This is a genomic window from Vogesella sp. XCS3 (assembly GCF_020616155.1).
GTDB lineage: Bacteria > Pseudomonadota > Gammaproteobacteria > Burkholderiales > Chromobacteriaceae > Vogesella.
Genome location: NZ_CP085530.1, coordinates 180,774 through 203,197 on the forward strand (window position 1 = coordinate 180,774; position 22,424 = coordinate 203,197).

At 61.0% G+C, this 22,424-nt stretch carries 19 protein-coding genes; 12 read left to right on the top strand and 7 right to left on the bottom strand.

What is annotated here, in order from left to right; all coding sequences use genetic code 11:
* Positions 1–81 precede the first annotated feature (81 nt).
* The 3 genes from LCH97_RS00930 to LCH97_RS00940 form a co-directional block, all read right to left on the bottom strand.
* The gene (locus LCH97_RS00930) at positions 82–1,680 is read right to left on the bottom strand and encodes a carboxyl transferase domain-containing protein (protein WP_227302955.1); all 1,599 of its coding nucleotides are present in this window, start codon (positions 1,678–1,680) and stop codon (positions 82–84) included.
* Between the two features lie 130 nt (positions 1,681–1,810).
* Positions 1,811–2,980 (bottom strand): isovaleryl-CoA dehydrogenase, encoded by a 1,170-nt coding sequence (locus LCH97_RS00935; protein WP_227302956.1) that lies wholly within the window; start codon positions 2,978–2,980, stop codon positions 1,811–1,813.
* A 178-nt stretch (positions 2,981–3,158) separates the two neighbouring features.
* On the bottom strand, positions 3,159–3,560 hold the full coding sequence (locus LCH97_RS00940) for a MerR family DNA-binding transcriptional regulator (RefSeq protein WP_017508854.1): 402 nt from the start codon (positions 3,558–3,560) through the stop codon (positions 3,159–3,161).
* A 129-nt stretch (positions 3,561–3,689) separates the two neighbouring features.
* Between LCH97_RS00940 and LCH97_RS00945 the strand changes: the two genes are divergently transcribed.
* From LCH97_RS00945 to LCH97_RS00955, 3 genes are all read left to right on the top strand, one after another.
* On the top strand, positions 3,690–5,381 hold the full coding sequence (locus LCH97_RS00945; RefSeq protein ID WP_227302957.1) for an AMP-binding protein: 1,692 nt from the start codon (positions 3,690–3,692) through the stop codon (positions 5,379–5,381).
* A gap of 105 nt (positions 5,382–5,486) precedes the next feature.
* Positions 5,487–6,146, top strand: coding sequence for a YecA family protein (locus LCH97_RS00950; RefSeq protein WP_227302958.1), 660 nt, complete (start codon positions 5,487–5,489; stop codon positions 6,144–6,146).
* 94 nt (positions 6,147–6,240) lie between these two features.
* A complete protein-coding gene (locus LCH97_RS00955) occupies positions 6,241–6,567 on the top strand; it encodes a hypothetical protein (RefSeq protein WP_227302959.1) in 327 nt (108 codons plus the stop codon).
* Between the two features lie 62 nt (positions 6,568–6,629).
* On the opposite strand, the gene LCH97_RS00960 is transcribed toward LCH97_RS00955, so the two are convergent.
* From LCH97_RS00960 to LCH97_RS00970, 3 genes are all read right to left on the bottom strand, one after another.
* Positions 6,630–6,812 carry a hypothetical protein gene (locus LCH97_RS00960; RefSeq protein WP_147685740.1) on the bottom strand — a complete coding sequence of 61 codons (183 nt, stop codon included), beginning with the start codon at positions 6,810–6,812 and terminating at the stop codon, positions 6,630–6,632.
* 42 nt (positions 6,813–6,854) lie between these two features.
* The gene (gene infA / locus LCH97_RS00965) at positions 6,855–7,115 is read right to left on the bottom strand and encodes a translation initiation factor IF-1 (RefSeq protein ID WP_038297484.1); all 261 of its coding nucleotides are present in this window, start codon (positions 7,113–7,115) and stop codon (positions 6,855–6,857) included.
* A gap of 280 nt (positions 7,116–7,395) precedes the next feature.
* Positions 7,396–8,010, bottom strand: coding sequence for a flavin reductase family protein (locus LCH97_RS00970; protein ID WP_227302960.1), 615 nt, complete (start codon positions 8,008–8,010; stop codon positions 7,396–7,398).
* A 117-nt stretch (positions 8,011–8,127) separates the two neighbouring features.
* Here LCH97_RS00970 and LCH97_RS00975 point away from each other — a divergent pair, with 117 nt between their 5' ends.
* Positions 8,128–9,285 carry a GGDEF domain-containing protein gene (locus tag LCH97_RS00975; RefSeq protein ID WP_227302961.1) on the top strand — a complete coding sequence of 386 codons (1,158 nt, stop codon included), beginning with the start codon at positions 8,128–8,130 and terminating at the stop codon, positions 9,283–9,285.
* Between the two features lie 65 nt (positions 9,286–9,350).
* Here LCH97_RS00975 and LCH97_RS00980 read toward each other — a convergent pair whose 3' ends face one another.
* Positions 9,351–11,135 carry an acyl-CoA dehydrogenase C-terminal domain-containing protein gene (locus LCH97_RS00980; RefSeq protein WP_227302962.1) on the bottom strand — a complete coding sequence of 595 codons (1,785 nt, stop codon included), beginning with the start codon at positions 11,133–11,135 and terminating at the stop codon, positions 9,351–9,353.
* Between the two features lie 257 nt (positions 11,136–11,392).
* On the opposite strand from LCH97_RS00980, the gene LCH97_RS00985 reads away from it, so the two are divergent.
* The 8 genes from LCH97_RS00985 (at position 11,393) to LCH97_RS01020 (ending at position 22,352) form a co-directional block, all read left to right on the top strand.
* Positions 11,393–11,896, top strand: a complete 504-nt coding sequence (locus LCH97_RS00985) for a DUF2062 domain-containing protein (RefSeq protein ID WP_227302963.1) — start codon at positions 11,393–11,395, stop codon at positions 11,894–11,896.
* Positions 11,868–12,425, top strand: a complete 558-nt coding sequence (locus tag LCH97_RS00990) for an NUDIX domain-containing protein (protein ID WP_227302964.1) — start codon at positions 11,868–11,870, stop codon at positions 12,423–12,425. Before LCH97_RS00985 ends, LCH97_RS00990 begins: the two co-directional genes overlap by 29 nt.
* Positions 12,412–12,732: a PilZ domain-containing protein gene (locus LCH97_RS00995; RefSeq protein WP_227302965.1), complete on the top strand. Its 321-nt coding sequence runs from the start codon at positions 12,412–12,414 to the stop codon at positions 12,730–12,732. Before LCH97_RS00990 ends, LCH97_RS00995 begins: the two co-directional genes overlap by 14 nt.
* Before the next feature lie 342 nt (positions 12,733–13,074).
* Entirely contained in the window at positions 13,075–15,003 is a 1,929-nt protein-coding gene (locus tag LCH97_RS01000) for a PrkA family serine protein kinase (protein WP_227302966.1), read from the top strand.
* A 74-nt stretch (positions 15,004–15,077) separates the two neighbouring features.
* Entirely contained in the window at positions 15,078–16,349 is a 1,272-nt protein-coding gene (locus LCH97_RS01005) for a YeaH/YhbH family protein (protein WP_227302967.1), read from the top strand.
* A 36-nt stretch (positions 16,350–16,385) separates the two neighbouring features.
* Complete coding sequence (locus LCH97_RS01010) at positions 16,386–17,897, top strand: SpoVR family protein (RefSeq protein ID WP_227302968.1); 1,512 nt, start codon at positions 16,386–16,388, stop codon at positions 17,895–17,897.
* 136 nt (positions 17,898–18,033) lie between these two features.
* Positions 18,034–21,432, top strand: a complete 3,399-nt coding sequence (locus tag LCH97_RS01015; protein ID WP_227302969.1) for an ATP-binding protein — start codon at positions 18,034–18,036, stop codon at positions 21,430–21,432.
* A complete protein-coding gene (locus LCH97_RS01020; RefSeq protein ID WP_227302970.1) occupies positions 21,429–22,352 on the top strand; it encodes a DNA-binding response regulator in 924 nt (307 codons plus the stop codon). The genes LCH97_RS01015 and LCH97_RS01020 overlap by 4 nt, the downstream gene beginning before the upstream one ends.
* The last annotated feature ends 72 nt before the right edge of the window (positions 22,353–22,424 follow it).

Sequence of the window (22,424 nt, forward strand, 5' to 3'; positions counted from 1 at the left end):
ATTGGCCCTTTGCCTTTATTTCGTGTTGTTTCGTGTTTTTCGTGGCAGACAGGTTTGTGCCTGCCCGTGGCTAAATAAAAATCACATGCGGAACACGCCGAAACGTGTGCTTTCTACCGGTGCCGACAGGCTGGCTTCCAGCGCCAGGCTCAGCACTTCGCGCGTTTGCGCCGGGTCGATTACGCCGTCGTCCCACAGTCGCGCGCTGGCGTAGTAGGGGTGGCCCTGCGCTTCGTACTGTTCGCGTACCGGTGCTTTCAGCGCTTCTTCCTGCTCGGCGGTAAAGGCGTCGCCCAGCTGCTCTTTCTTCACCTGGGCCAGCACGCCCGCGGCTTGTTCGCCGCCCATTACCGAAATACGGCTGTTTGGCCACATCCACAAAAAGCGCGGGCTGTAGGCGCGCCCGCACATGCCGTAGTTGCCGGCGCCGAAGCTGCCGCCAATCAGCACGGTGAACTTGGGCACGCTGGCGCAGGCCACGGCGGTAACCAGCTTGGCGCCATCCTTGGCGATACCGCCGTTTTCGTACTTTTTGCCCACCATGAAGCCGGTGATGTTCTGCAAAAAGATCAGCGGGATGCCGCGCTGGCAGCACAGCTCGACAAAGTGGGCGCCCTTCAGTGCCGACTCGGAAAACAGGATGCCGTTGTTGGCGATGATGCCGACGCGGTAGCCGTTGAGGCGGGCAAAACCGGTGACCAGTGTGGTGCCGTAGTTCTGCTTGAATTCGTCGAAGTCGGAGTCGTCCACCAGGCGGGCGATGATCTCGCGCACGTCGAACGGCTTTTTGCTGTCGGCGGGGATCACGCCGTATAGCTCCTCGGCCGGGTAGCGCGGTGGCAGCGGCGCGGCGCGGTCCAGCCGGCCCTGCTTTTGCCAGTTCAGGTCGGCCACGATGCGGCGGGCAATGGCCAGCGCGTGGGCGTCGCTTTGCGCCAGGTGGTCGGCCACACCGCTGATGCGGGTATGCACGTCGCCACCGCCCAGCTCTTCGGCAGACACCACTTCACCGGTGGCCGCTTTTACCAGCGGCGGGCCGCCCAGGAAGATGGTGCCTTGTTCCTTGACGATAACGGTTTCGTCGCTCATCGCCGGCACGTAGGCGCCGCCGGCGGTGCAGCTGCCCATCACCACCGCAATCTGTGGAATGCCGGCCGCCGACAGGTTGGCCTGGTTGTAGAAGATGCGGCCGAAGTGTTCGCGGTCGGGGAATACTTCGTCTTGCAGCGGCAGGAAGGCGCCGCCGGAATCCACCAGATAAACGCAGGGCAGGCGGTTTTCACGGGCGATTTCCTGCGCGCGCAGGTGCTTTTTGACCGTCATCGGGTAGTAGGTGCCGCCTTTGACGGTAGCGTCGTTGGCCACGATCAGGCAGTCGATGCCGCTGATGCGGCCAACTCCGGTGATCACGCCGGCGCCCGGTGCATCGTCGTTATACATGCCGAAGGCGGCCAGTTGCGACAGCTCCAGAAACGGCGAGCCGGCGTCCAGCAGCAGGTCGATGCGTTCGCGCGGCAGCAGCTTGCCTTTGGCTACGTGCTTGTCGCGTGCCTTGTCGCCGCCGCCTAGTGCGGCGCGGGCCACTTTGGCTTTCAGGTCGGCAACGATGCTGCGCATTTTGTCGGCGTTGGCCTGGAAGTCGGCTGCGCGCGGGGACAGTTTGGATTCGATGATGGGCATGGTTGGACAACCCCTTTTTGCCACGAAACCCACTAAGAGACACGAAAGCAAACCGAGCGATGAGCTTTGGTCAGGGCGTGTCTTGTTCGTGTTCTCTTGCGGGTTTCGTAGCCTATATGTTTTTCAGGTTTTAGCGGGTTTCGGCCATCAGCTCGCGGCCGATCAGCCAGCGGCGGATCTCGCTGGTGCCGGCGCCGATTTCGTACAGCTTGGCGTCGCGCAGCAGGCGGCCGGTGGGGTATTCGTTGATGTAGCCGTTACCGCCCAGGCACTGGATGGCGTCCAGCGCCATCTGGGTAGCACCCTCGGCGGCGTACAGGATGGCACCGGCGGCGTCCTTGCGAGTCTGGCGGCCCGACTCGCCACGGTCCAGTGCCTGGCCCACGGCGTAGACGTAGGCGCGGCTGGCAGACAGCTTCACGTACATATCGGCCAGTTTGCCCTGCATCAGTTGGAAGTCGCCGATGGCCTGGCCAAACTGCTTGCGATCGTTCAGGTAGGGCACCACCACGTCCATGCAGCCTTGCATGATGCCCAAGGGGCCGGCGGCCAGTACGGCGCGTTCGAAGTCCAGGCCGCTCATCAGCACTTTCACGCCATTGCCTTCGCCGCCCAGTACGTTGGCCGCAGGCACGAAGCAGTCGTCAAAGAAAATGGGGTAGGTGTTGGAGCCGCGCATGCCCAGCTTGTCCAGCTTGCTGCCGTGGCTGAAGCCGGCAAAGCCCTTTTCCACGATAAAGGCGGTGATGCCTTTCGGGCCGGCGTTGATGTCGGTTTTGGCGTACACCACCAGGGTGTCGGCGTCGCCACCGTTGGTGATCCACATCTTGCTGCCGTTGAGCATGTAGCCGCCGTCTACCTTGTCGGCGCGAAGCTTCATGCTGACTACGTCGGAGCCGGCATTGGGTTCGGACATGGCCAGTGCGCCGATGTGGTCGCCGCTGATCAGCTTGGGCAGGTATTTCTGGCGCTGTTCGTCGTTACCGTTCTTGAAGATCTGGTTCACACACAGGTTGGAATGCGCGCCGTAGGAAAGCGCCACCGAGGCGCTGGCGCGGCTGATTTCTTCCATGGCGATCATGTGCGCCAGGTAGCCCATATTGGCGCCGCCGTATTGCTCGGACACGGTGATACCCAGCAGGCCCAGGTCGCCGAACTTCTTCCACAGGTCGGCCGGAAACAGGTTGTCGCGGTCGATATCGGCGGCGCGCGGGGCGATCTCGCTGGCGGCGAATTCGCGCACCGCTTCGCGCAGCATGTCGTAGGTTTCGCCAAAGTCAAAGCGCAGGCTGCTGTACATGTTTTCTCCTCCGTGCCCGGGCGGGCGGCTGTCTCTGTGTGCCCCTCGTGCCGTGTGTCGGGGGGGCCCTTGTATTGATAGGCGGTTTTTCCGCCGTGCATGGTTTTATGTTGACTTACGCTTACGTTAACGTCAATACAAAATGACAGAACCATCCCGCAGGATGGTAAAAAATGGCTCAGCTTGTGGCTTCTTTGCCGGTAACGGTATCGATCACCTGGCGGCAATGGCCTTCAAGGGTGACGATTTCGGCCAGCACCGCGTCGATGTCGCGGCGTTGTTCTTCCAGCTGTTTCTTGCGCTCCGATAGCAGCTGCAGCAGCTTCAGCGACTGGCTGGCTTCGTCGCGTGCCAGTTCGTACAGGTCGAGGATCTCGCGGATCTCTGATAGCGCCAGGCCAATGCGCTTGCCGCGCAGGATCAGCTTGAGCCGGGCGCGGTCGCGGTGGGTAAACAGCCGCTGGCGTCCTTCGCGCTGCGGTTCGATCAAACCCTGTTCTTCGTAAAAGCGGATGGTGCGCAACGTGATGTCGAAATCGCGTGCCAGGTCGGAAATGGTAAAGAGGCGGTCGTCGCTCATGATGGTTCCTGTTGTTCTGCCGCGATTGTAGCGTTTTTTGCTCACCTTGCCCGTGGCGTGCTTGAGTTTACGTTAACGTAATAGTAAGTTGCATGCACAAAGACAACAGCATTCACCGGAGACTTCGCCATGACCCGCTTGCCCAGCTACGTGCACGGTACCAGTGCCACCCCGCTCATCGGCCAAACTATCGGCCAGTATTTCGACGACGCCTGCCAGTGCTACGCCGCGCGCGACGCGTTGATCGTGCGTCAGCAGAATGTCCGCTGGACCTACGCCGAGTTTGGCGAGCAAGTCACACGGCTGGCTTGCGGCCTGCGCCGGCTGGGCTTGCAGCCGGGCGAGCGGGTAGGGATCTGGTCGCAGAACAATGTGGAATGGGTGCTGATGCAGTTTGCTACCGCCAAGGCGGGGCTGGTGCTGGTCAACATCAACCCGGCCTACCGCCGCAGCGAGCTGGAATACGCGCTGAACAAGGTGGGCTGCCGTGCGCTGGTGTTGTCGCCCAGCTTCAAGAGTAGCGATTACCTGGCCATGGTGGCAGACCTGGCGCCGGAGCTGGTCGCCAGTGCGCCAGGCCAGCTGCACGCCGCGCGCTTGCCCGAGCTGCGCTGGGTGGTGCGCATGGGCGACGAGGCCACGCCGGGCATGCTGAACTTTGCCAGCCTGCTGGCAGATGCCAGTGCAGAAGAGCGCGCAGGGTTGGCCGCCACCGCCGCTACGCTGCAGTTTGACGACGCCATCAACATCCAGTTTACCTCCGGCACCACCGGTAGCCCCAAGGGCGCCACGCTGACGCACCACAACATCCTCAATAACGGCTTTTTTGTGGGCGAGGCCATGCGCCTGGGCCCGGACGACCGGCTGTGCATTCCGGTGCCGCTGTACCACTGCTTCGGCATGGTGCTGGGCGTGCTGGCCTGCGTTACCCACGGCGCGGCGATGGTGTTCCCGAGCGAAGCGTTTGAACCGCTGGCGGTGCTGGAGGCGGTGCAGGCAGAGCGCTGTACCGCGCTGCACGGCGTGCCCACCATGTTTATTGCCGTGCTGGACCACCCGCGTTTTGCCGAGTTCGACCTGGCCACGCTGCGCACCGGCATCATGGCTGGTAGCCCGTGCCCGATCGAGGTGATGAAGCGCGTCGTGGCGCACATGCACATGGCCGAGGTCACCATCGCCTACGGCATGACCGAAACCAGCCCGGTAAGCTTCCAGAGCCACACCGACACGCCGGTGGAGAAAAAAGTGGCCACCGTTGGCCGCATCCACCCGCACGTGGAAGTGAAGATCGTGGATGCCAACGGCCGCATCGTGCCGCGCGGCGACACTGGCGAGCTGCTGACGCGCGGTTACTCGGTGATGCTGGGCTACTGGGGCGACCCCGCCAAAACCCGCGAGGCCATCGACGACGCCGGCTGGATGCACACCGGCGACCTGGCGGTAATGGACGACGACGGTTACTGCAATATCGTTGGCCGCGTGAAAGACATGGTGATTCGCGGCGGTGAAAACATCTACCCGCGCGAGATCGAGGAATTCCTCTACCGCCACCCCAAGGTGCAGGACGTGCAGGTGATCGGCGTGCCGGATGCCAAATACGGCGAGGAGCTGTGCGCCTGGATACGCCTGCGCGAAGGCGAAAGCTGCAGCGCCGACGATATCCGTGCCTTCTGCGACGGGCAGATTGCCTATTACAAGATTCCGCGCTACATCGAGTTTGTCGACAGCTTTCCGATGACCATCACTGGCAAGATCCAGAAATTCGTGATGCGCCAGCAGATGAAAGAAAAACTGGGGCTAGACGAGACAAAAACCGCCTGATGGACTGCGGCCAACCCTGCCGCAAGGCGGGGTTTTTTGTGCTGTCACAATTCTGTGGCGGCGTGGATACGCTACAATGCGCGCCATACTTTTGGAGATTGCATCATGACCGTATTCAACGAAGCCGACCTGACCCGTCTGGAAACCCTGCTGACCCCGCTGTCGCAAGCCGGCACCACCATGCGCCCGGACGAAGTGCAGGGTTTCTTTACCGCGCTGGCCTGTGGCCCGGACCGCCTGGGTGTGGACGAGTGGCTGGATGATGTATTGGGTGATGCGCCAGCATTTGAAAGCGCGGAGACCGAAGCCGAAATCCGCGCGCTGCTGCAGAAATTCTACGATAGCGTGGCCGCTGCGCTGGCCGAAGGCGAGCTGCCGGAACTGGTGCTGTATAGCGCCGACGACAGCGACGAGCCGGATTTCCGCCCATGGTGCAATGCTTATATGTACGCGCTGGACGTGGTGCCGACTGACTGGTTTGAAGCGGCCGACGACGAAGGCTTCGAAGAGCTGCTGATGCCGGTGATGGCACTGGGTGGCATGTTCGAGGCCGAAGAAGGCGAAGCCCCGCTGATGCAGTTTAGCGCCAGCGAGCTGGAAAGCTTCAAGGGCGAGCTGGACGACGCCGTGGTGGCGGTGCACAACTACTGGCGCGCCAAGGAAGCGGCGCCGGTTACCGTGCGTAACGATGGCAAGGTTGGCCGCAACGACCCGTGCACCTGCGGCAGCGGCAAGAAATACAAAGCCTGCTGCGGCCGCAACTAAGCGCCGCAACCGTACCTGAAAGCCCCGCGTAATGCGGGGCTTTTTGTTTGTGGCGTGGGCTAGACTGCAGTATCACCTGCTGTGGAGCTTGGCCATGAAACTGGGGCTGGATGAAGTATTGACCCTGCTGGCTGCCATCGAGCAGGACTACCCATGGCTCACGGAAGAGCTGCCGTTTGACGAGAATGCCCTGCGCCGGCTGGTGGTGGCCGACTTGCTGGAGCGGGATGCCATGCTGCATCAGCAAGGCGTGACTGCCGAGGACCGCCAATTGGTGTACCTGGTGTCTACCGCACGCCTGGTGCTGGATAATCTGCTGCTGTATTTGCGCTTGATGCGGCATGAAACGCTACCGGACGAGCAGCTGGGTGAGGTGCGCCAGCTGATGCAGCGCCTGGAGCGGGGTGAGGGGCGGGAGTAGCTTGGCCAGAAACAACAAACCCCGCCTGTTGCCAGTGCGGGGTTGTGTAGTCAGCGGCTTAATCAATGAGCCAGGCTGATGTAGGCGTCGCCTTGATAGCTGGCGCTGGCAATGCCCAGCGCGGAGCGGAAAGTTACCAGAAAACGGCGGCCGATCTGGCGGATGGCAACAACTTCAAAAGCAACAGTACTGTTATCAAGCTCTTGGGTGACACAGTCACCCGGTTTCAATTCATTAATTTTCATTGGATTCCTATACGACACAGCCGGAACCCGGTTGTGTCTTTTTCAATAGCGGCGTTTGGCAGGCGGCAAGCCTTCCATCTTCGCCGTTGGATGGCGGAAGTTAATGCGGCCTTTAGTCAGATCATAAGGCGACATTTCTACAGTAACGCGATCACCCACCAGCACACGAATACGGTGCATTTTCATTTTGCCGGAGCCATAGGCAAGGATTTCCACATTGTTATCGAGCCGAACGCGATAGCGCGATTCTGGCAGCATCTCGATAACAACACCTTGCAGTTCGATCATGTCTTCTTTAGACACAGTGTCTCCTTCCGGATGAGGGGTGAGCCCGGTCAAATCACGCAAAGCACAAAGTCTTGCGCCGCCGGGCGGCGGTTTGCATCGTTTAAACCTAAGCGGGAAATTGCTGTGCGGAGTGGTAACAGCAGTTAAAGCAAGGCAGGTTTGGTGATGTGCGCCAAACCAGAAAATGAGGCAAAAAGCAGTGTAAGGGTAAATGCATGATTTGTCTAGAAAAACTTTTATTGCCGTTCATGAAGCCGTGTTGGCCGCTGTGCAACCCGCCCAGTACACCGTTTTGTCAAACGGGTAGCTCCGGGCGCGTCAGGTCAAAGCGCTGGCGGGTCGTGCAGTAGCTGTCTCCCCCCATTTTCCCTATTACATCAAGCTGTTCCGCCGAGAGTTGGCCGTTTTGCAGCAGCCCATCGTCTACGGCAATGCCCAGTACATCCAGTAGGACGAGAGTGCCGCTTTGCGCCTCGGGGCTGATATGCAGCTGCTGACGCAGGCGGCACGCCAGCTGTAGCGGAGCGCCGGCCACCCCCGGGGTGGCCAGCCAGGGTAGGGACTTGCTTTCCAGACCCGCCGCGGCAAGCTCGCTGATCTCGTACGGGTAGGGCGCGCAGCTTTGGTTCATGGCATCGGCCTGGGCGTGGGTGACGATATTGACGACACATTCGCCATTGGCTTGCAGATTGCGCAGGGTATCTTTGATCTGGCCGTCCCGCGGGTTGACCTGGGTAAACAGCAAGACCGGCGGCTTGATGCTGGCCACGGTAAAAAATGAAAACGGTGCCAGGTTGATGATGCCTGCCGGGCTGCGTGTGCTGATCCAGGCAATCGGGCGCGGACTTACAGCGTGTGTGAGTAGCTGATAGACAGTTCGTGTGTCCAGTGTGGCGGTATCAAACAGCATGGTAGTGTGTCCGTGGCTGGGTAGGCCATGATTCTAGCAGCCGATGCCCTGGCTTCCGGCCTTGCTTTGGCCGCGCTGACCGTGAATAACAATAAATAAACCCTTCTTGAGCCTGGCATGAGTGACCCCCTGACGATTGTACAAGCCAATATCACTGTCTGCTGGGTAGCAGCCAGTGGTTGGGCCGTGGCCGGCATGGTGCTGAAAATGGCACCTACCGTGGCGCGCCGCTTTTTCCTGTGCGATTTTCTGATGGGCCTTAGCCTGCTATTGACGCTGCAGCGTGACGGCATGGCACCGGTGTGGCTGGTTTACCCGTTTGCCGATGTATTGGGGCTGCTGGCGCTGTGTAGCCTGCGTTTGGGCATCCGCTATTTTGTGCGGCGCGATGGTAGCGGTGTGGCAGAAAGCCTGGGCGTGGTTTTGCTGGGCGGGGCTTTGTTACTTAGCCAGCCGTACGGGCGCATGCCGGGTTTTCATGCGGTGGTGTATTCCTTGACTGCGGCGTGGCTGTTGTTGCGCGCCACGCAGGATGCCCTGTCGCATGAGGAACAGCACTTTACCCCAGGCGCGCGGGCGCTGGTGGTCAGCCCGCTGGCGGCGGTGGGGGGCTTGTTTGTACTACGCGCACTGATGGTGTTGGGGGGCAATGTGGCCACCGCGTCTGTCGCGTCAACCGAGCCTTTCAACGTGGTGTTCCTGCTGGTGGGCCTGGTGCTGAATCTGGCTGTAAACATTGCCATGGCCGGCGTGGTGACCATGCGCCTGGTGGGCAAGCTGGAACACTTGTCGATGACCGACCCGATGACCGGGGCGCTGAACCGCCGTGCTTTCAGTATCAGCCTGAAGCAGCAACACAGCATGGCGCAGCGTGGCATGCCTTATGCGCTCTGTGTGCTGGATGTAGACCACTTCAAGCAGATTAACGACCGGCTGGGCCACGCTGCCGGTGACGCTGCCATTGTGCACCTGGTGACGGTATTGCGCAGCGTGTTGCGCGAGCAGGACCTGCTTTGCCGCGCAGGCGGCGAGGAGTTTTGCATACTGCTGCCGGATACCACTGAACACGGTGCAACCGCGGTGGCCAACCGGCTGCGCATCGCGCTGGAGCAAACGCCTTTTGTGTGGGCAGAGACACGTTGGCCGCTTACTGCCAGCTTTGGTCTGGCGGTGTTTACACCGGGCAGCGACGACCCGGAAACGCTGCTACAGCGTGCCGACCGTGCTGTTTATCACGCCAAGGAGCGTGGCCGGAACCAGGTGGTATTACTGTAGTGGCCAGCGCGGCACCATGAAAAAGCCCCCGGCTAGCGGGGGCGTGGCTGCGTTGCTAGGCTGGCTTAGAAGGCAAACTGTTCGTCTTCCAGCGACATCAACGGTTTGGCACCGCCTTTGATGGTGGCTTTCAGGCTTTCTACCTCGGGCAGTAGCTTGGCAAAGTAGAAGCGTGCCGTGGCGATCTTGGCCTTGTAGAAGTCGTCGCTGGCACTGTCCAGCTTGGTATAAGCCACTTCAGCCATGCGTGCCCACAGCCAGGCGTAGGTCAGGTGGCCTACCAGGCGCAGGTAGTCGGTGGCGGCGGCGCCGGCTTCGTCACGGTCTTTCATGGCAGCCATGCCGATGCCCATGGTGACATCACCAACGTCTTTCAGTAGCTTGGCCAGTGGGCCTACGAACTCGGCCAGCTGGGCATTGCCCTCGTTAGCCTGGCAGAACTTGTGGATCTGCTTGGTAAACTTGCGCAGCTTCTGGCCTTGATCCAGCAGCACTTTGCGGCCCAGCAGGTCGATGGCCTGGATGCCGTTGGTGCCTTCGTAAATCTGCGAGATACGGCAGTCGCGTACCAGTTGCTCCATGCCCCATTCGCGGATGAAGCCGTGGCCGCCGAATACCTGCATGCCCAGGTTGGCCGCAGTGTAGCCGTTGTCGGTCATGAAGGCCTTGGCTACCGGGGTCAGCAGGGCTACCAGGTCTGCGGCTTCGGCGCGGGCGTCGGCGTCCGGGTGTTTCTCTTCGATATCCAGCTGCAGCGCCAGCAGGGCGGCCAGGGCGCGGCCTGCTTCGGTGTAGGCTTTTTGCGTCAGCAGCATACGGCGTACGTCCGGATGCACGATGATGGGGTCGGCGGCTTTTTCCGGGAACTTGGCACCGGCCATGGCGCGCATTTGCAGGCGATCGCGGGCGTAGGTCAGCGCGCCCTGGAACGAGGCTTCGCCAATGCCCAGGCCTTGCATGCCGCAACCCAGGCGGGCGGCGTTCATCATGGTGAACATGCAGGCCAAGCCTTTGTTCGGCTCGCCAATCAGATAGCCTTTGGCGTCGTCCAGGTTGATCACGGCAGTGGCGTTGGCCTTGATGCCCATCTTGTGTTCCAGGCTGCCGCAGTACACGGTGTTGCGGCTACCGTCGGCGTGGAATTTGGGCACGATGAACAGCGAGATGCCTTTGACGTCTTTCGGGGCATCCGGCAGGCGCGCCAGCACCAGGTGGATGATGTTGTCGGACATGTCATGCTCGCCGGCCGAGATGAAGATCTTGGTACCGGTTATGTTGTAGCTGCCGTCCCCATTGGGCTCTGCCTTGGTTTTCAGCAAGCCCAGGTCGGTGCCGCAGTGCGGCTCGGTCAGGCACATGGTGCCGGTCCAGCTGCCGTCTACCAGGTGTGGCAGATAGGTTGCTTTCTGCTCGTCGGTACCGTGGGCGTGGATGGCGGAATACGCACCGTGCGACAGACCCGGGTACATCGACCAGGCGACGTTGGCCGAACATTGCATCTCGATGATGGGGAAAGACAGTGTCTTGGGCATGCCCTGGCCACCGTAGGCCGGGTCACAGTCCAGTGCGGTAAAGCCCAGCTCGCAGAACTGCTTGTAGGCTTCCTTGAAGCCTACCGGGGTGGTAACCGACTTGGTGGCCGGGTCGAAGTTGCAGCCTTCTTCATCGGCCTGGCGGTTCAGCGGCGCCAGCTCGTTTTCGCAGAATTGCGCCGCGGCTTCCAGATAAGAGCTGAAGATATCCTGGGTGGCTTCTTCGTAGCCAGGCAGGCCGGGCAACACTTCCTGAACTTTGATCAGCTCGTTCAGGACAAAGTCGAAATCGCGCAGGGGAGCTTTGTAGCTAGGCATGTCGTATCTCCAGTGTTGTCGCAGCCCGCTGGCGGTGCTGCATCCTCGTGTTGGCCGCTTCTGGCCTGTTAGTGTCTTACTGCCACATTCGGGCAAGTGAGGGTGATTATAGAAGCAGTTCAAACGCTTGTTTTAATTTTTTCGGACTTTTTTATTACGCCAGGAAAAAACATGAAAACAGATAAGCCATGTCAAAACTGAAACGCTGGGTGCAGGACAAGATGCAGCACATTCACGGCTGGGTGCAGCAGCCTGGCATGGCGTGGCTGCAGCCTTATCTGGACAGGGATGAGCTGTGGTATGTACAGCGGCGCAAGGTGGCGGGTGCGGTAGCCGTGGGGATGTTTGCCGGCCTGATGCCGGGGCCTACCCAGATGCTCGCCGCGGGCATGCTGGCGTTGTATTTTCGCACCAATCTGCCGCTCGCCTTGTTGTGTACCCTTTATACCAACCCCTTGACCTATCTGCCGCTTTACTTCGTGGCCTACCGTTTGGGCAGGCTCTTACTCGGGCAGACTGACACCGTTACAATGCCTGTCATACCGGATGGGTCGTGGCATGACATCACGGTCTGGGGGCCGCAGCTGCAGGCTTGGCTAGCCGATTACGGCCAGCCTTTGCTGCTGGGCGTGCCGGCCCTGGGTTTGTTGCTGGCGGCCTGCGGCTATGTGCTGGTTATGGTGCTGTGGCGTGCGGCCGTGGCGTGGCAATGGCGTAACAGAAAGAAAACTAGTGGATCTCACCGAAAAGCAGCTCGATAGCGAACAGGTTTTTGAAGGGCGTTTCCTGAAGGTGCGGCGCGACACGGTAAGCCTGCCGGACGGCAAGCAAGCGTATCGCGAGTTTATCCGCCACCCGGGCGCCGTGGCCGTGCTGGCACTGAGTGACAATAACGAGCTGGTGCTGGAGCGCCAGTTCCGCTACCCGGCAGGGCAGGATTTCGTCGAGATTCCGGCCGGTAAAATTGACCCGCAGGAAGACCCGGCCGACACCGCCAAACGCGAGCTGTGGGAAGAAACCGGTTTTATCGCAACGCAATGGCGTTATCTTGGCAAAGCCTACCCGTGTATCGGTTATGCTGACGAGGTGATTCATTACTATCTGGCCACCGGTTTGACGCAAACCCCGCGCCAGCTGGACGAAGGCGAGTTTCTGGAGGTGATGTTGCTGCCCGCCAAAGAAGCGCAAGCCATGTCGCTGGATGGCCGCATTACCGATAGCAAAACCCTGGTCGGCCTGCACTGGTTGGCCGCGTGGCAACAAGGAACCCTGTCAGGTGAAGCCATTTGACACCCACTATCACGACCGCCGCGTAGGCAGGCGCCTGCGCATGGGCTGCCGTGCCAAGATGAAATCGCTGCATACCGGGGAGACGCACTATGGCGAGTGCGTGGACCTGTCGGTAGACGGCATGGCCATACGCTGCATGTATGTGCCGCAGCATGGTGAACGCCTGGAGGTTGTCGTGATTGTGCCGGGTGTGGGCAATATGCCGATGAAGCCACTGGAGGCGGTGGTAGAAGTGCGGCGCTGCAACGAAGTGGAGCGTGGCAAATTGTACGAGATCGGCACGCGTATTCTGGATCGCAAGCCATGACGGGATAATTTGGCAGTAAAAAGCACAAGGCCGGCATCATGCCGGCCTTGTGCTTTTGTGGGGTTGGCGCAAGCAGGGTGGCAGAAAATTAATCTATAAGTTTTTGATATTTAATAGAGTATTGTTTTTTTGATTTTTGCTATGGAATGCCCACTTTGAGCTGATGGCTTTTGTGTATTGGTTTTTGCATAACGATAGTTTTAGATTTTGTACTTGCCTTTTTTTTGCTGTGCTATACCCAAACAAAGAACAGGTTTTCCGCGTCAGCAGACTAATAGGCAAGGGGAAGCAGGGTGCTCCGCACCATGGCGACTTGCTTGCCTCTAACAGGAGGGTCACGCCATGAGCCCGGACATCTTCAGCCACTACGCATCCCGCTACGATCGCACCCGCGAAGAAGAATTCACCATCCAGGAGTACCTGGATATCTGCAAGCGCGAGCCCCTGGCCTACGCCAGTGCGGCGGAACGCATGCTGATGGCCATCGGCGAGCCGGAGGTCATCGACACCCGCCACGATACCCGCCTGTCGCGCATCTTCAGTAACAAGATGATCCGCGTCTACCCGGCCTTCCGCGAGTTTTACGGGATGGAAGAGGTTATCGAGCAAGTAGTGGCCTACTTCCGCCACGCCGCCCAGGGCCTGGAAGAGAAAAAACAGATTCTCTACCTGCTGGGCCCGGTGGGTGGCGGCAAATCGTCCATTGCCGAAAAGCTCAAGGAGCTCACCGAACGCGTGCCGTTCTACGCCATCAAGGGCAGCCCGGTGAACGAGTCACCGCTGGGTCTGTTCAACTTTGAGGAAGACGGCCCTATTCTGGAAGACCAATACGGCATTCCGCGCCGCTACCTGCGCGCCATCCCCAGCCCGTGGGCGGTAAAACGGCTGCACGAGTTTAATGGCGACATCAGCCAGTTCCGGGTGGTGAAACGTTACCCGTCGGTGCTGAAGCAAGTGGGCGTGGCCAAGACCGAGCCGGGCGACGAAAACAACCAGGACATCTCCAGCCTGGTGGGCAAGGTGGACATCCGCAAACTGGAAAGCTACGCCCAGGACGACCCGGACGCCTACAGCTACAGCGGTGGCCTGTGCCTGGCCAACCAGGGCCTGCTGGAATTCGTGGAAATGTTCAAGGCGCCGATCAAGGTGCTGCACCCGCTGCTGACCGCCACCCAGGAAGGCAACTTCAAGGGTACCGAAGGTTTTGGCGCCATTCCGTTTGACGGCATCGTGCTGGCGCACAGCAACGAGAGCGAATGGAAGCAGTTCCGCAACAACAAGAACAACGAGGCCTTCCTCGACCGTATTTATATCGTGAAGGTGCCGTACTGCCTGCGCGTGTCGGACGAGATCAAGATCTACGACAAGCTGGTGCGCAACTCTTCGCTGGGTGGTGCGCCGTGCGCACCGGGCACGCTGAAGATGATGGCGCAGTTTGCCGTGCTGTCGCGGCTGAAAGACCCGGAAAACTCCAGCCTGTACAGCAAGATGCTGGTGTACGACGGTGACAACCTGAAAGACACCGACCCGAAGGCCAAGTCGCACCAGGAATACCGCGACTTTGCCGGCGTGGACGAGGGCATGAACGGCCTGTCTACCCGCTTTGCCTACAAGATCCTGTCCAAGGTGTTCAACTTCGACCACACCGAGGTCGCGGCCAACCCGGTACACCTGATGTACGTGCTGGAGCAGCAAGTAGAGCGCGAGCAGTTTCCGGCAGAGCAGGAGCAGAAATACCTGACCTTCCTGAAAGAGTATCTGGCGCCCAAGTACGTGGAGTTCATCGGCAAGGAAATCCAGACCGCCTACCTGGAAAGCTATAGCGAATACGGCCAGAACATTTTTGACCGCTACGTGACCTTTGCCGACTTCTGGATCCAGGATCAGGAATACCGCGACCCGGACACCGGCGAGAACTTCGACCGTACCTCGCTGAACGCCGAACTGGAGAAAATCGAAAAGCCGGCAGGCATCTCCAATCCGAAAGACTTCCGCAACGAGATCGTGAACTTTGTGCTGCGTGCCCGCGCCAACAATGCCGGCAATAACCCGGCCTGGACCAGCTACGAGAAGCTGCGCACCGTGATCGAGAAAAAAATGTTCTCGAACACCGAAGAGTTGCTGCCGGTGATCAGCTTTAATGCCAAAGCCAGCGCCGACGAGGCCAAAAAGCACGAAGACTTTGTCAACCGCATGGTCACCAAGGGTTACACGCCCAAGCAGGTACGCCTGCTGTGCGAATGGTATCTGCGGGTGCGCAAGTCATCCTGAGCAGTACGCGGCACCAGGTTGGCCGCAGCGTTGCGGCCAACCTGTCACCGTGACCACACGGCTAGGAGGCAAGCATGTCGCACATTATCGACAGAAGACTGAACGGCAAGAACAAATCCGCCGTCAACCGCGAGCGCTTTTTGCGCCGTTTCAAAGCCCAGATCAAGGAAGCCGTCGGCAAGGCCATCAAGGGGCGCAGCATCACCGACATTGAAAGCGGCGAGAACGTATCCATCCCGGTGAAGGACATCTCGGAACCGTCGTTCCACCACGGCCGCGGTGGCGTGGGCGAACACGTGCACCCCGGCAACGAAGAATTTGTGCAGGGCGACCGTATCAAGCGCCCCCAGGGCGGCGGTGGCGGCGGCGGGGGGGGCAAAGCCAGTAATGAAGGCGAGGGGGAAGACGACTTTGCCTTCCAGCTGTCGCGCGAAGAATTCATGAACGTGTTTTTCGAAGACCTGGCGCTGCCCAATCTGGTGAAAACCCAGTTGATGGGCATCGAGGAAATGAAACCGGTGCGCGCCGGCTACACCAACGATGGCACGCCGGCCAATATCAGCATCGTGCGCAGCCTGCGCGGTGCCCTGGCGCGGCGCGTGGCGATGGCGGCGCCCACGCTGGCGCGCCTGCGCGAAGCCGAAGAAGACCTGGACACGCTGCTGGAGTCGGACGACGACAACGCGCTGGAAGTGCGCGAGCGCCGTCGGCATATCCATGCGCTGCGCGAAAAGATCAACCACATCCCGTTCATCGACCCGTTCGACCTGCGCTACAACAACCGCGTCAAGCAGCCCAAACCCACCAGCAAGGCGGTGATGTTCTGCCTGATGGACGTGTCCGGCTCCATGGACGAGGGCAAGAAGGATATGGCCAAGCGCTTTTTCATCCTGTTGTACCTGTTCTTGCAGCGCAATTACGAGAAGATCGAAGTGGTGTTCATCCGCCACCACACCAGCGCGGTAGAAGTGAACGAGCACGACTTCTTTCACTCGCGCGAGTCGGGCGGTACCGTAGTGTCGTCGGCGCTGAACCTGATGGCCGATATCGTGAAGAAACGCTATGCCAACAGCGAATGGAACATCTACGCCGCCCAGGCGTCCGACGGGGATAACTGGGATAGTGATTCGGCCAACTGCGGCAAGATCCTGCAGGAGAACATCCTGCCGTGGTGCCAGTACTACGCGTACATCGAAATCACCGAGGGCGAGCCGCAAAACCTGTGGTACGAGTACCTGCGCGTGGCCGAGCAGCACAAGCACTTCGCCATGCAGAAAATCCGCTCGCCGGCTGATATCTATCCGGTTTTCCGCGAACTGTTCAAGCGGCAGCCGGCCACCCGCTAGGGTTGGCCGCAGGCACAGCAGCAGGAGGGCAGCATCATGACAGCTATCTCCACCGGGTCCGAATGGACCTTCGACCTGATTGACGAATACGACAAAGCCATCCGCGACATTGCGGTGAACGAGTTCCAGCTGGACTGCTACCCCAACCAGCTGGAGGTGATTACCGCCGAGCAGATGATGGATGCCTACTCGTCGGTAGGCATGCCGGTGAACTACCACCACTGGAGCTTTGGCAAGCACTTTGTCAGCACCGAAAAGAGCTACAAGCGCGGCCAGATGGGGCTGGCGTATGAAATCGTGATCAACTCCAACCCCTGCATCGCCTACCTGATGGAAGAAAACTCCATGACGATGCAGGCGCTGGTGATCGCGCACGCCGCCTACGGCCACAACAGCTTCTTCAAGGGCAACTACCTGTTCCGCACCTGGACCGACGCCAGCGCCATCATCGATTACCTGGTGTTTGCCCGGCAGTACATCAGCCGCTGCGAAGAGCGCTACGGCATCGACGCGGTGGAGGAGCTGCTGGATAGCTGCCACGCGCTGATGAACTACGGCGTAGACCGCTACAAGCGGCCGCAAAAACTGTCGCTGGCCGAAGAACAAGCCCGCCTGCACGAACGCGAAGCCTATCTGCAGACGCAGGTCAACGACCTGTGGCGCACCATTCCGCGCCGCGAGCGCGACGACAGCGCCAAGGCCGCGCCGCGCTTTCCGGCCGAGCCGCAGGAAAACCTGCTGTACTTCATCGAGAAGTCGGCGCCGCTGCTGGAACCGTGGCAGCGCGAGATCATCCGCATTGTGCGCAAGGTGGCGCAGTACTTCTACCCGCAGCGCCAGACCCAGGTGATGAACGAGGGCTGGGCCACCTTCTGGCACTACACCTTGCTGAACCGCCTGTACGAGAAGGGCATGGTGACCGACGGCTTCATGATGGAGTTCCTGCAAAGCCACACCAATGTGGTGTACCAGCCGCCGGTTACCGCGCGCTGGTACAACGGCATCAACCCGTACGCGCTGGGTTTTGCCATGTACCAGGACATCAAGCGCATCTGCGAGGCACCTACCGACGAAGACCGCGAGTGGTTCCCCGATATCGCCGGCACGCCGTGGCGCCCGGTGCTGGAGTTTGCGATGAAGAACTTCAAGGACGAAAGCTTCATCTCGCAATACCTGTCGCCCAAGCTGATCCGTGACTTCCGCCTGTTTGCCATTCGCGATGACGACCGCGACGACAAGCTGGAAGTGGCCGCCATCCACGACGAGCGCGGCTACCGCCGTATCCGCCAGATGCTGTCCGAGCAGTACAACCTGGGCTCGCGCGAGCCGAACATCCAGGTGTGGAACGTCAACCTGCGCGGCGACCGCAGCCTCACGTTGCGCCACAGCATGCACAACCGCAAGCCATTGGAGGCCGGCAGTGCGCAGGAGGTACTCAAACACGTAAGCCGGCTATGGGGCTTTGACGTGAAGCTGGAGAGCGTGGACGCCGACGGCAGTATTACCCAGACCTTCAGCTGCAAGCCGGATGTGTCGGCCATGGCCTGAATCCATCGGCCACAGGGTTGGCCGCACAGCCTGGGTTAACGCAAGCGCACCGTGAAAGGTGCGCTTTTTCTATTGTTACGACTTTAAAATCACAGAGGCGCTACCGGCTTGGCCTGTTTCTTGCCAGTAAACAGGCATGACCACGCATACCGAAGCCACCCACACCCCGCCGCAAGCCGTGGTGACTGTCCGCCGCGACTATAACCGCTGGGTGGCCAGCGAAACGCTGGAAGACTACGCGCTGCGTTTTACCCCGCAGCGCTTCCGGCGCTGGTCGGCATGGCGGGTGGCCAATACCGCGGTGGGCGGCGCCGCGTCGTTTCTGGTGCTGGAGGCGGTGGGCGCCACCATGATGGTGGAGGCGGGTTTCCTGAATGCCTTCCTGGCTATTCTGGCTACCGGCCTGATTATCTTTCTGGCCGGCCTGCCCATCAGCCTGTACGCCGCCCGCTATGGCGTGGATATGGACTTGCTTACCCGTGGTGCCGGCTTCGGCTATATCGGCTCCACCATTACCTCGCTGATTTACGCCTCGTTCACCTTTATCTTTTTTGCGCTGGAAGCGGCCATCATGGCCTATGCACTAGAGCTGGGCTTTGGCATCCCGCCGCAGTGGGGCTACCTGCTATGTGCGCTGGTGGTGCTGCCACTGGTCACGCATGGGGTCACTGCCATCAGCCGCTTGCAGGTATGGACGCAGCCACTGTGGCTGTGTTTGCTGGTGTTGCCCTATGTTTTCGTGTTGTGGCACGAGCCGCAGGCGCTGGCCGGCTTGTGGCGCTACGCCGGTGCAAGCCATGCACCGCAGGCGTTTGACCTGCATCTGTTTGGTGCGGCGCTGACGGTGGGCATCGCACTGATTACCCAGATGGGCGAGCAGGCCGACTACTTGCGCTTCATGCCGCCACGCACCGCGGCCAACCGTCGGCAGTGGCTGCTGGCGGTGATGGTGGGCGGGCCGGGCTGGGTGTTGCCTGGCGTACTGAAAATGCTGGGCGGCGCGCTGCTGGCCTGGCTGGCGCTGCGCAACGGCGTGGCGGCCGAGCGTGCGGTGGACCCGAACCAGATGTACCTCATCGGCTTTGCCCACGTCTTTGATAACACCACGCTGGCCGTAGCCGCCACCACGCTGTTCGTGCTGGTGTCGCAGCTGAAAATCAACGTTACCAATGCCTACGCCGGTTCGCTGGCGTGGTCCAATTTCTTTTCGCGCCTGACCCACAGCCACCCCGGCCGCGTGGTGTGGGTGGTGTTCAACCTGGCCATTGCCCTGCTGCTGATGGAGCTGGAAGTGTTCCACGCCCTGGGTCAGGTGCTGGGGCTGTATTCCAATATCGCCATCTCGTGGATCATGGCCGTGGTGGCAGACTTGGTCGTGAGCAAGCCGCTGGGCTTGAGCCCCAAGGGTATCGAGTTCAAGCGCAGCTATCTGTACGACATCAACCCGGTGGGTGTGGGGGCCATGGCTTTGGCATCTTTGCTGTCCATTGCCACCCATGTCGGCGTGTTTGGCGAGCACTGGCAGCCGCTGGCGCCCTTTGTGGCCATGAGCGTGGCATTTGTTAGTGCCCCGCTGATTGCCTGGCTCACCGGCGGGCGCTACTACAGCGCGCGACCAACCTTGGTCGCCAGCGCCAGCCAGTACCGCTGCGTGGTATGCGAGCGCGATTACGAAGCGGAAGACATGGCACCGTGCCCGGCCTACCAGGGCATGATCTGCTCGCTGTGCTGCACGCTGGACGTACGCTGTGGCGATGCCTGCAAGCCGCAGGCGAGGTTGGCCGCACAGTGGTCGGCGCTATTGCATTACCTGTTGCCGCGGGCCTTGCAGCCGTATCTGGCGCACGGGCTGGGGCATTACCTGCTGCTGATGACCAGCATAGGCAGCGTGCTGCTGCTGATACTGGGCTTGCTGTACTACATCGAATGGCAGGGCGCGCTGCAAGGCGGCTATGCAGCCTGGCTGCCGCAGCTGTTCTGGCGGCTGTTTGCCGTACTGTTGCTGGTGAGCGGCGTGGTGGCGTGGTGGATGGTACTCACCGCCAAAAGCCGCGAGGTGGCGCAGCTGGAATCCAACCGCCAGACCGCGCGCCTATTGGCCGAAATCGAGTCGCACCGGCTTACCGACGAGCAACTCAAGCGCGCGCGCGAGGCGGCCGAGCAAGCCAACCAGGCCAAGAGCCGCTACGTGTCTGCCATCAGCCACGAGCTGCGCACCCCGCTGAACAGCATTCTGGGCTATGCGCAGATTCTGGATGGCGACGCCGAGATCCCGCCGTCGCGCCGCCAGGCCATCGAGGTGATACGCCGCAGCGGTGACCACCTGCTGTCGGTGATCGAAGGCAGTATGGATATTGCCCGTATCGAAAGCGGCAAGCTGCAGCTGGCAACCCGCGCCATGGATTTCGACGCGTTTCTCAGCCAGCTGGTGGCCATGTTCGAGCTGCAAGCGCGTAACAAGGGGCTGGATTTTCATTACGAACCCGCCGCCCACCTGCCGCAGGTGGTGCGCGCCGACGAAAAGCGCCTGCGCCAGATATTGATCAACCTGCTGGGTAATGCGGTGAAGTTTACCCGCCGTGGCAGTGTGCGCTTTGCCCTGCAATACCGTGGCGAAATGGCCACTTTCGAGGTGATGGACACCGGGCCGGGGATTGCCGAGGGGGAACTGCTGCGCATTTTCGAGCCGTTCGAGCGCGGCAGTAGCAGCGGCGCCGGCGGCAACGGCCTGGGGCTCACCATCAGCAAGATGCTCACCGACCTGATGGGCGGCGAGCTCACCGTACGCAGCACGCCGGGGCAGGGCAGCCATTTCACCGTGCGCCTGTTTTTGCCGCACGTGCACGCGGCGCTGGCCGAGCGCGAGCTGCCGCGGCGCAACCGGGTGGGTTATGTGGGCGTGCGCCAGCGCATCCTGCTGGTGGACAACGAAGCCATCGACCGTGAAATGCTGGCCAGCGTGCTGGAGGGGCTGGGCTTTGAGGTGGCACAGGCGGCCAGCGGCTACGACTGCCTGGCCATGGTTGGCCGCTTCCAGCCGCATCTGGTGTTCATGGACCTGGCCATGCCGGGCATAGACGGCTGGGAAACGCTGCGCCGCCTGCGCCAGAGCGGCAGCACCGCGCAGTTGGCCGTGATTTCTGCCAATGCTTTTGATAAGGGGCAGGACAACGATGCCGGTATTGCCAGCGAAGATTTCATCCTCAAACCGATACGGGTAGAAGAACTTCTGGACTGGATAGGGCACAAGCTGGGGCTGGCGTGGGTCATTGGGCAGCCCGCCGCCGCGCCGCCGTCGCCGCTACCCGCCGTACACGAGCTGGTGTTGCCCCCGGCCGCCGAGCTGGCCGGCCTGCTGGAAGCGGTGGAGCTGGGCTATGTGCGCGGCCTGCGTAGCGAGCTGGCCAGGTTGGCCGCACTGGATACCGCGTATGCCGAGTTTGCCCGCGTGGCTGGCGAGCATGTGCGCCAGTTCCAGTTTGAAGCCCTGCGCGAGCTGCTGCACCACGGTTTACAGCCGGAGAATAAAGCATGATTACCCCACACCAGCAGCACGTGGTGCTGATCGTAGACGACCAGCCGGACAACCTTACCCTGCTGCACGACGCCCTGGACGACGCTGGCTACACCGTATTGGTGGCTACCGATGGCGAAGCTGCCTTGCAGCGTGCGCGGCTGTCCTTGCCCGATGTCATCCTGCTGGATGCGGTCATGCCGGGGCTGGATGGCTTCGAGGTGGCACGCCGCCTGAAAGCCGCGTTTGCCACCCGTGCCATCCCCATCGTGTTCATGACGGGCCTGACCGAAAGCGAGCACGTGGTCGCCGCCTTTGCCGCAGGCGGCGCCGACTATGTCACCAAGCCGCTGCGCCCGCCCGAGGTGCTGGTGCGCATCGCCGCCCATATCCAGAACGCACGCCAGATGACGCAGGCCAGCAGCGCACTGGATGCCTTTGGCCAGGCCACGGTGGCCATCGCCGCGCGCAGTGGCAGGCTGGTGTGGCAAACCGCGCTGGCCCGGCGTCTGATCGAGCATTATTTTGGCGCGGGCGACCAGGCCCCGCCGGCTTTGCTGGCCTGGACCCAGGCGGCGCAGGCCGCCAGGCTGGCCGGCACCGAGCAACCGGCCCTGTTGCTGGCACAGCAAGGGCGGCGACTGCTGGCCAGTTTTCACGACCAGACGGGCGACGAAGAGTGGCTGGTGGTGCTGCGCGAAGAAAACGATGAAGCCAGCATCAAGACGCTGATGGGGGCCTTCCGCCTGACCCAGCGCGAGGCCGAGGTGTTGCACTGGCTGAGCCTGGGCAAGACCAATCGCGATATCGCCGACATTCTGGGCATGAGCCCGCGCACGGTGAACAAGCACCTGGAGCACGTATTCGACAAGCTGGCTGTCGAAACGCGCACCGCGGCGGCCAGCCTGGCACTAGGCAAGCTGCGCGGCAGTACGGCGTAGTGCGGGGTAGCTAGGGCCTGTTTACGCTATTTTTGATACGGCGGCGCTTGTCAGTCGGTGGCAATGCGCGAA

Coding starts and splice junctions, on each gene's coding strand:
- LCH97_RS00935 (WP_227302956.1), bottom strand. CDS start 2,980: ATGTACAGCAGCCTGCGCTTTGACTTTGGCGAAACCTACGACATGCTG.
- LCH97_RS00945 (WP_227302957.1), top strand. CDS start 3,690: ATGACCCGCTTGCCCAGCTACGTGCACGGTACCAGTGCCACCCCGCTC.
- LCH97_RS00930 (WP_227302955.1), bottom strand. CDS start 1,680: ATGCCCATCATCGAATCCAAACTGTCCCCGCGCGCAGCCGACTTCCAG.
- LCH97_RS00940 (WP_017508854.1), bottom strand. CDS start 3,560: ATGAGCGACGACCGCCTCTTTACCATTTCCGACCTGGCACGCGATTTC.
- LCH97_RS01010 (WP_227302968.1), top strand. CDS start 16,386: ATGACAGCTATCTCCACCGGGTCCGAATGGACCTTCGACCTGATTGAC.
- LCH97_RS01020 (WP_227302970.1), top strand. CDS start 21,429: ATGATTACCCCACACCAGCAGCACGTGGTGCTGATCGTAGACGACCAG.
- LCH97_RS00970 (WP_227302960.1), bottom strand. CDS start 8,010: ATGCTGTTTGATACCGCCACACTGGACACACGAACTGTCTATCAGCTA.
- LCH97_RS00955 (WP_227302959.1), top strand. CDS start 6,241: ATGAAACTGGGGCTGGATGAAGTATTGACCCTGCTGGCTGCCATCGAG.
- LCH97_RS01000 (WP_227302966.1), top strand. CDS start 13,075: ATGAGCCCGGACATCTTCAGCCACTACGCATCCCGCTACGATCGCACC.
- LCH97_RS00975 (WP_227302961.1), top strand. CDS start 8,128: ATGAGTGACCCCCTGACGATTGTACAAGCCAATATCACTGTCTGCTGG.
- LCH97_RS00985 (WP_227302963.1), top strand. CDS start 11,393: ATGGCGTGGCTGCAGCCTTATCTGGACAGGGATGAGCTGTGGTATGTA.
- LCH97_RS00950 (WP_227302958.1), top strand. CDS start 5,487: ATGACCGTATTCAACGAAGCCGACCTGACCCGTCTGGAAACCCTGCTG.
- LCH97_RS01015 (WP_227302969.1), top strand. CDS start 18,034: ATGACCACGCATACCGAAGCCACCCACACCCCGCCGCAAGCCGTGGTG.
- LCH97_RS00960 (WP_147685740.1), bottom strand. CDS start 6,812: ATGAAAATTAATGAATTGAAACCGGGTGACTGTGTCACCCAAGAGCTT.
- LCH97_RS01005 (WP_227302967.1), top strand. CDS start 15,078: ATGTCGCACATTATCGACAGAAGACTGAACGGCAAGAACAAATCCGCC.
- LCH97_RS00980 (WP_227302962.1), bottom strand. CDS start 11,135: ATGCCTAGCTACAAAGCTCCCCTGCGCGATTTCGACTTTGTCCTGAAC.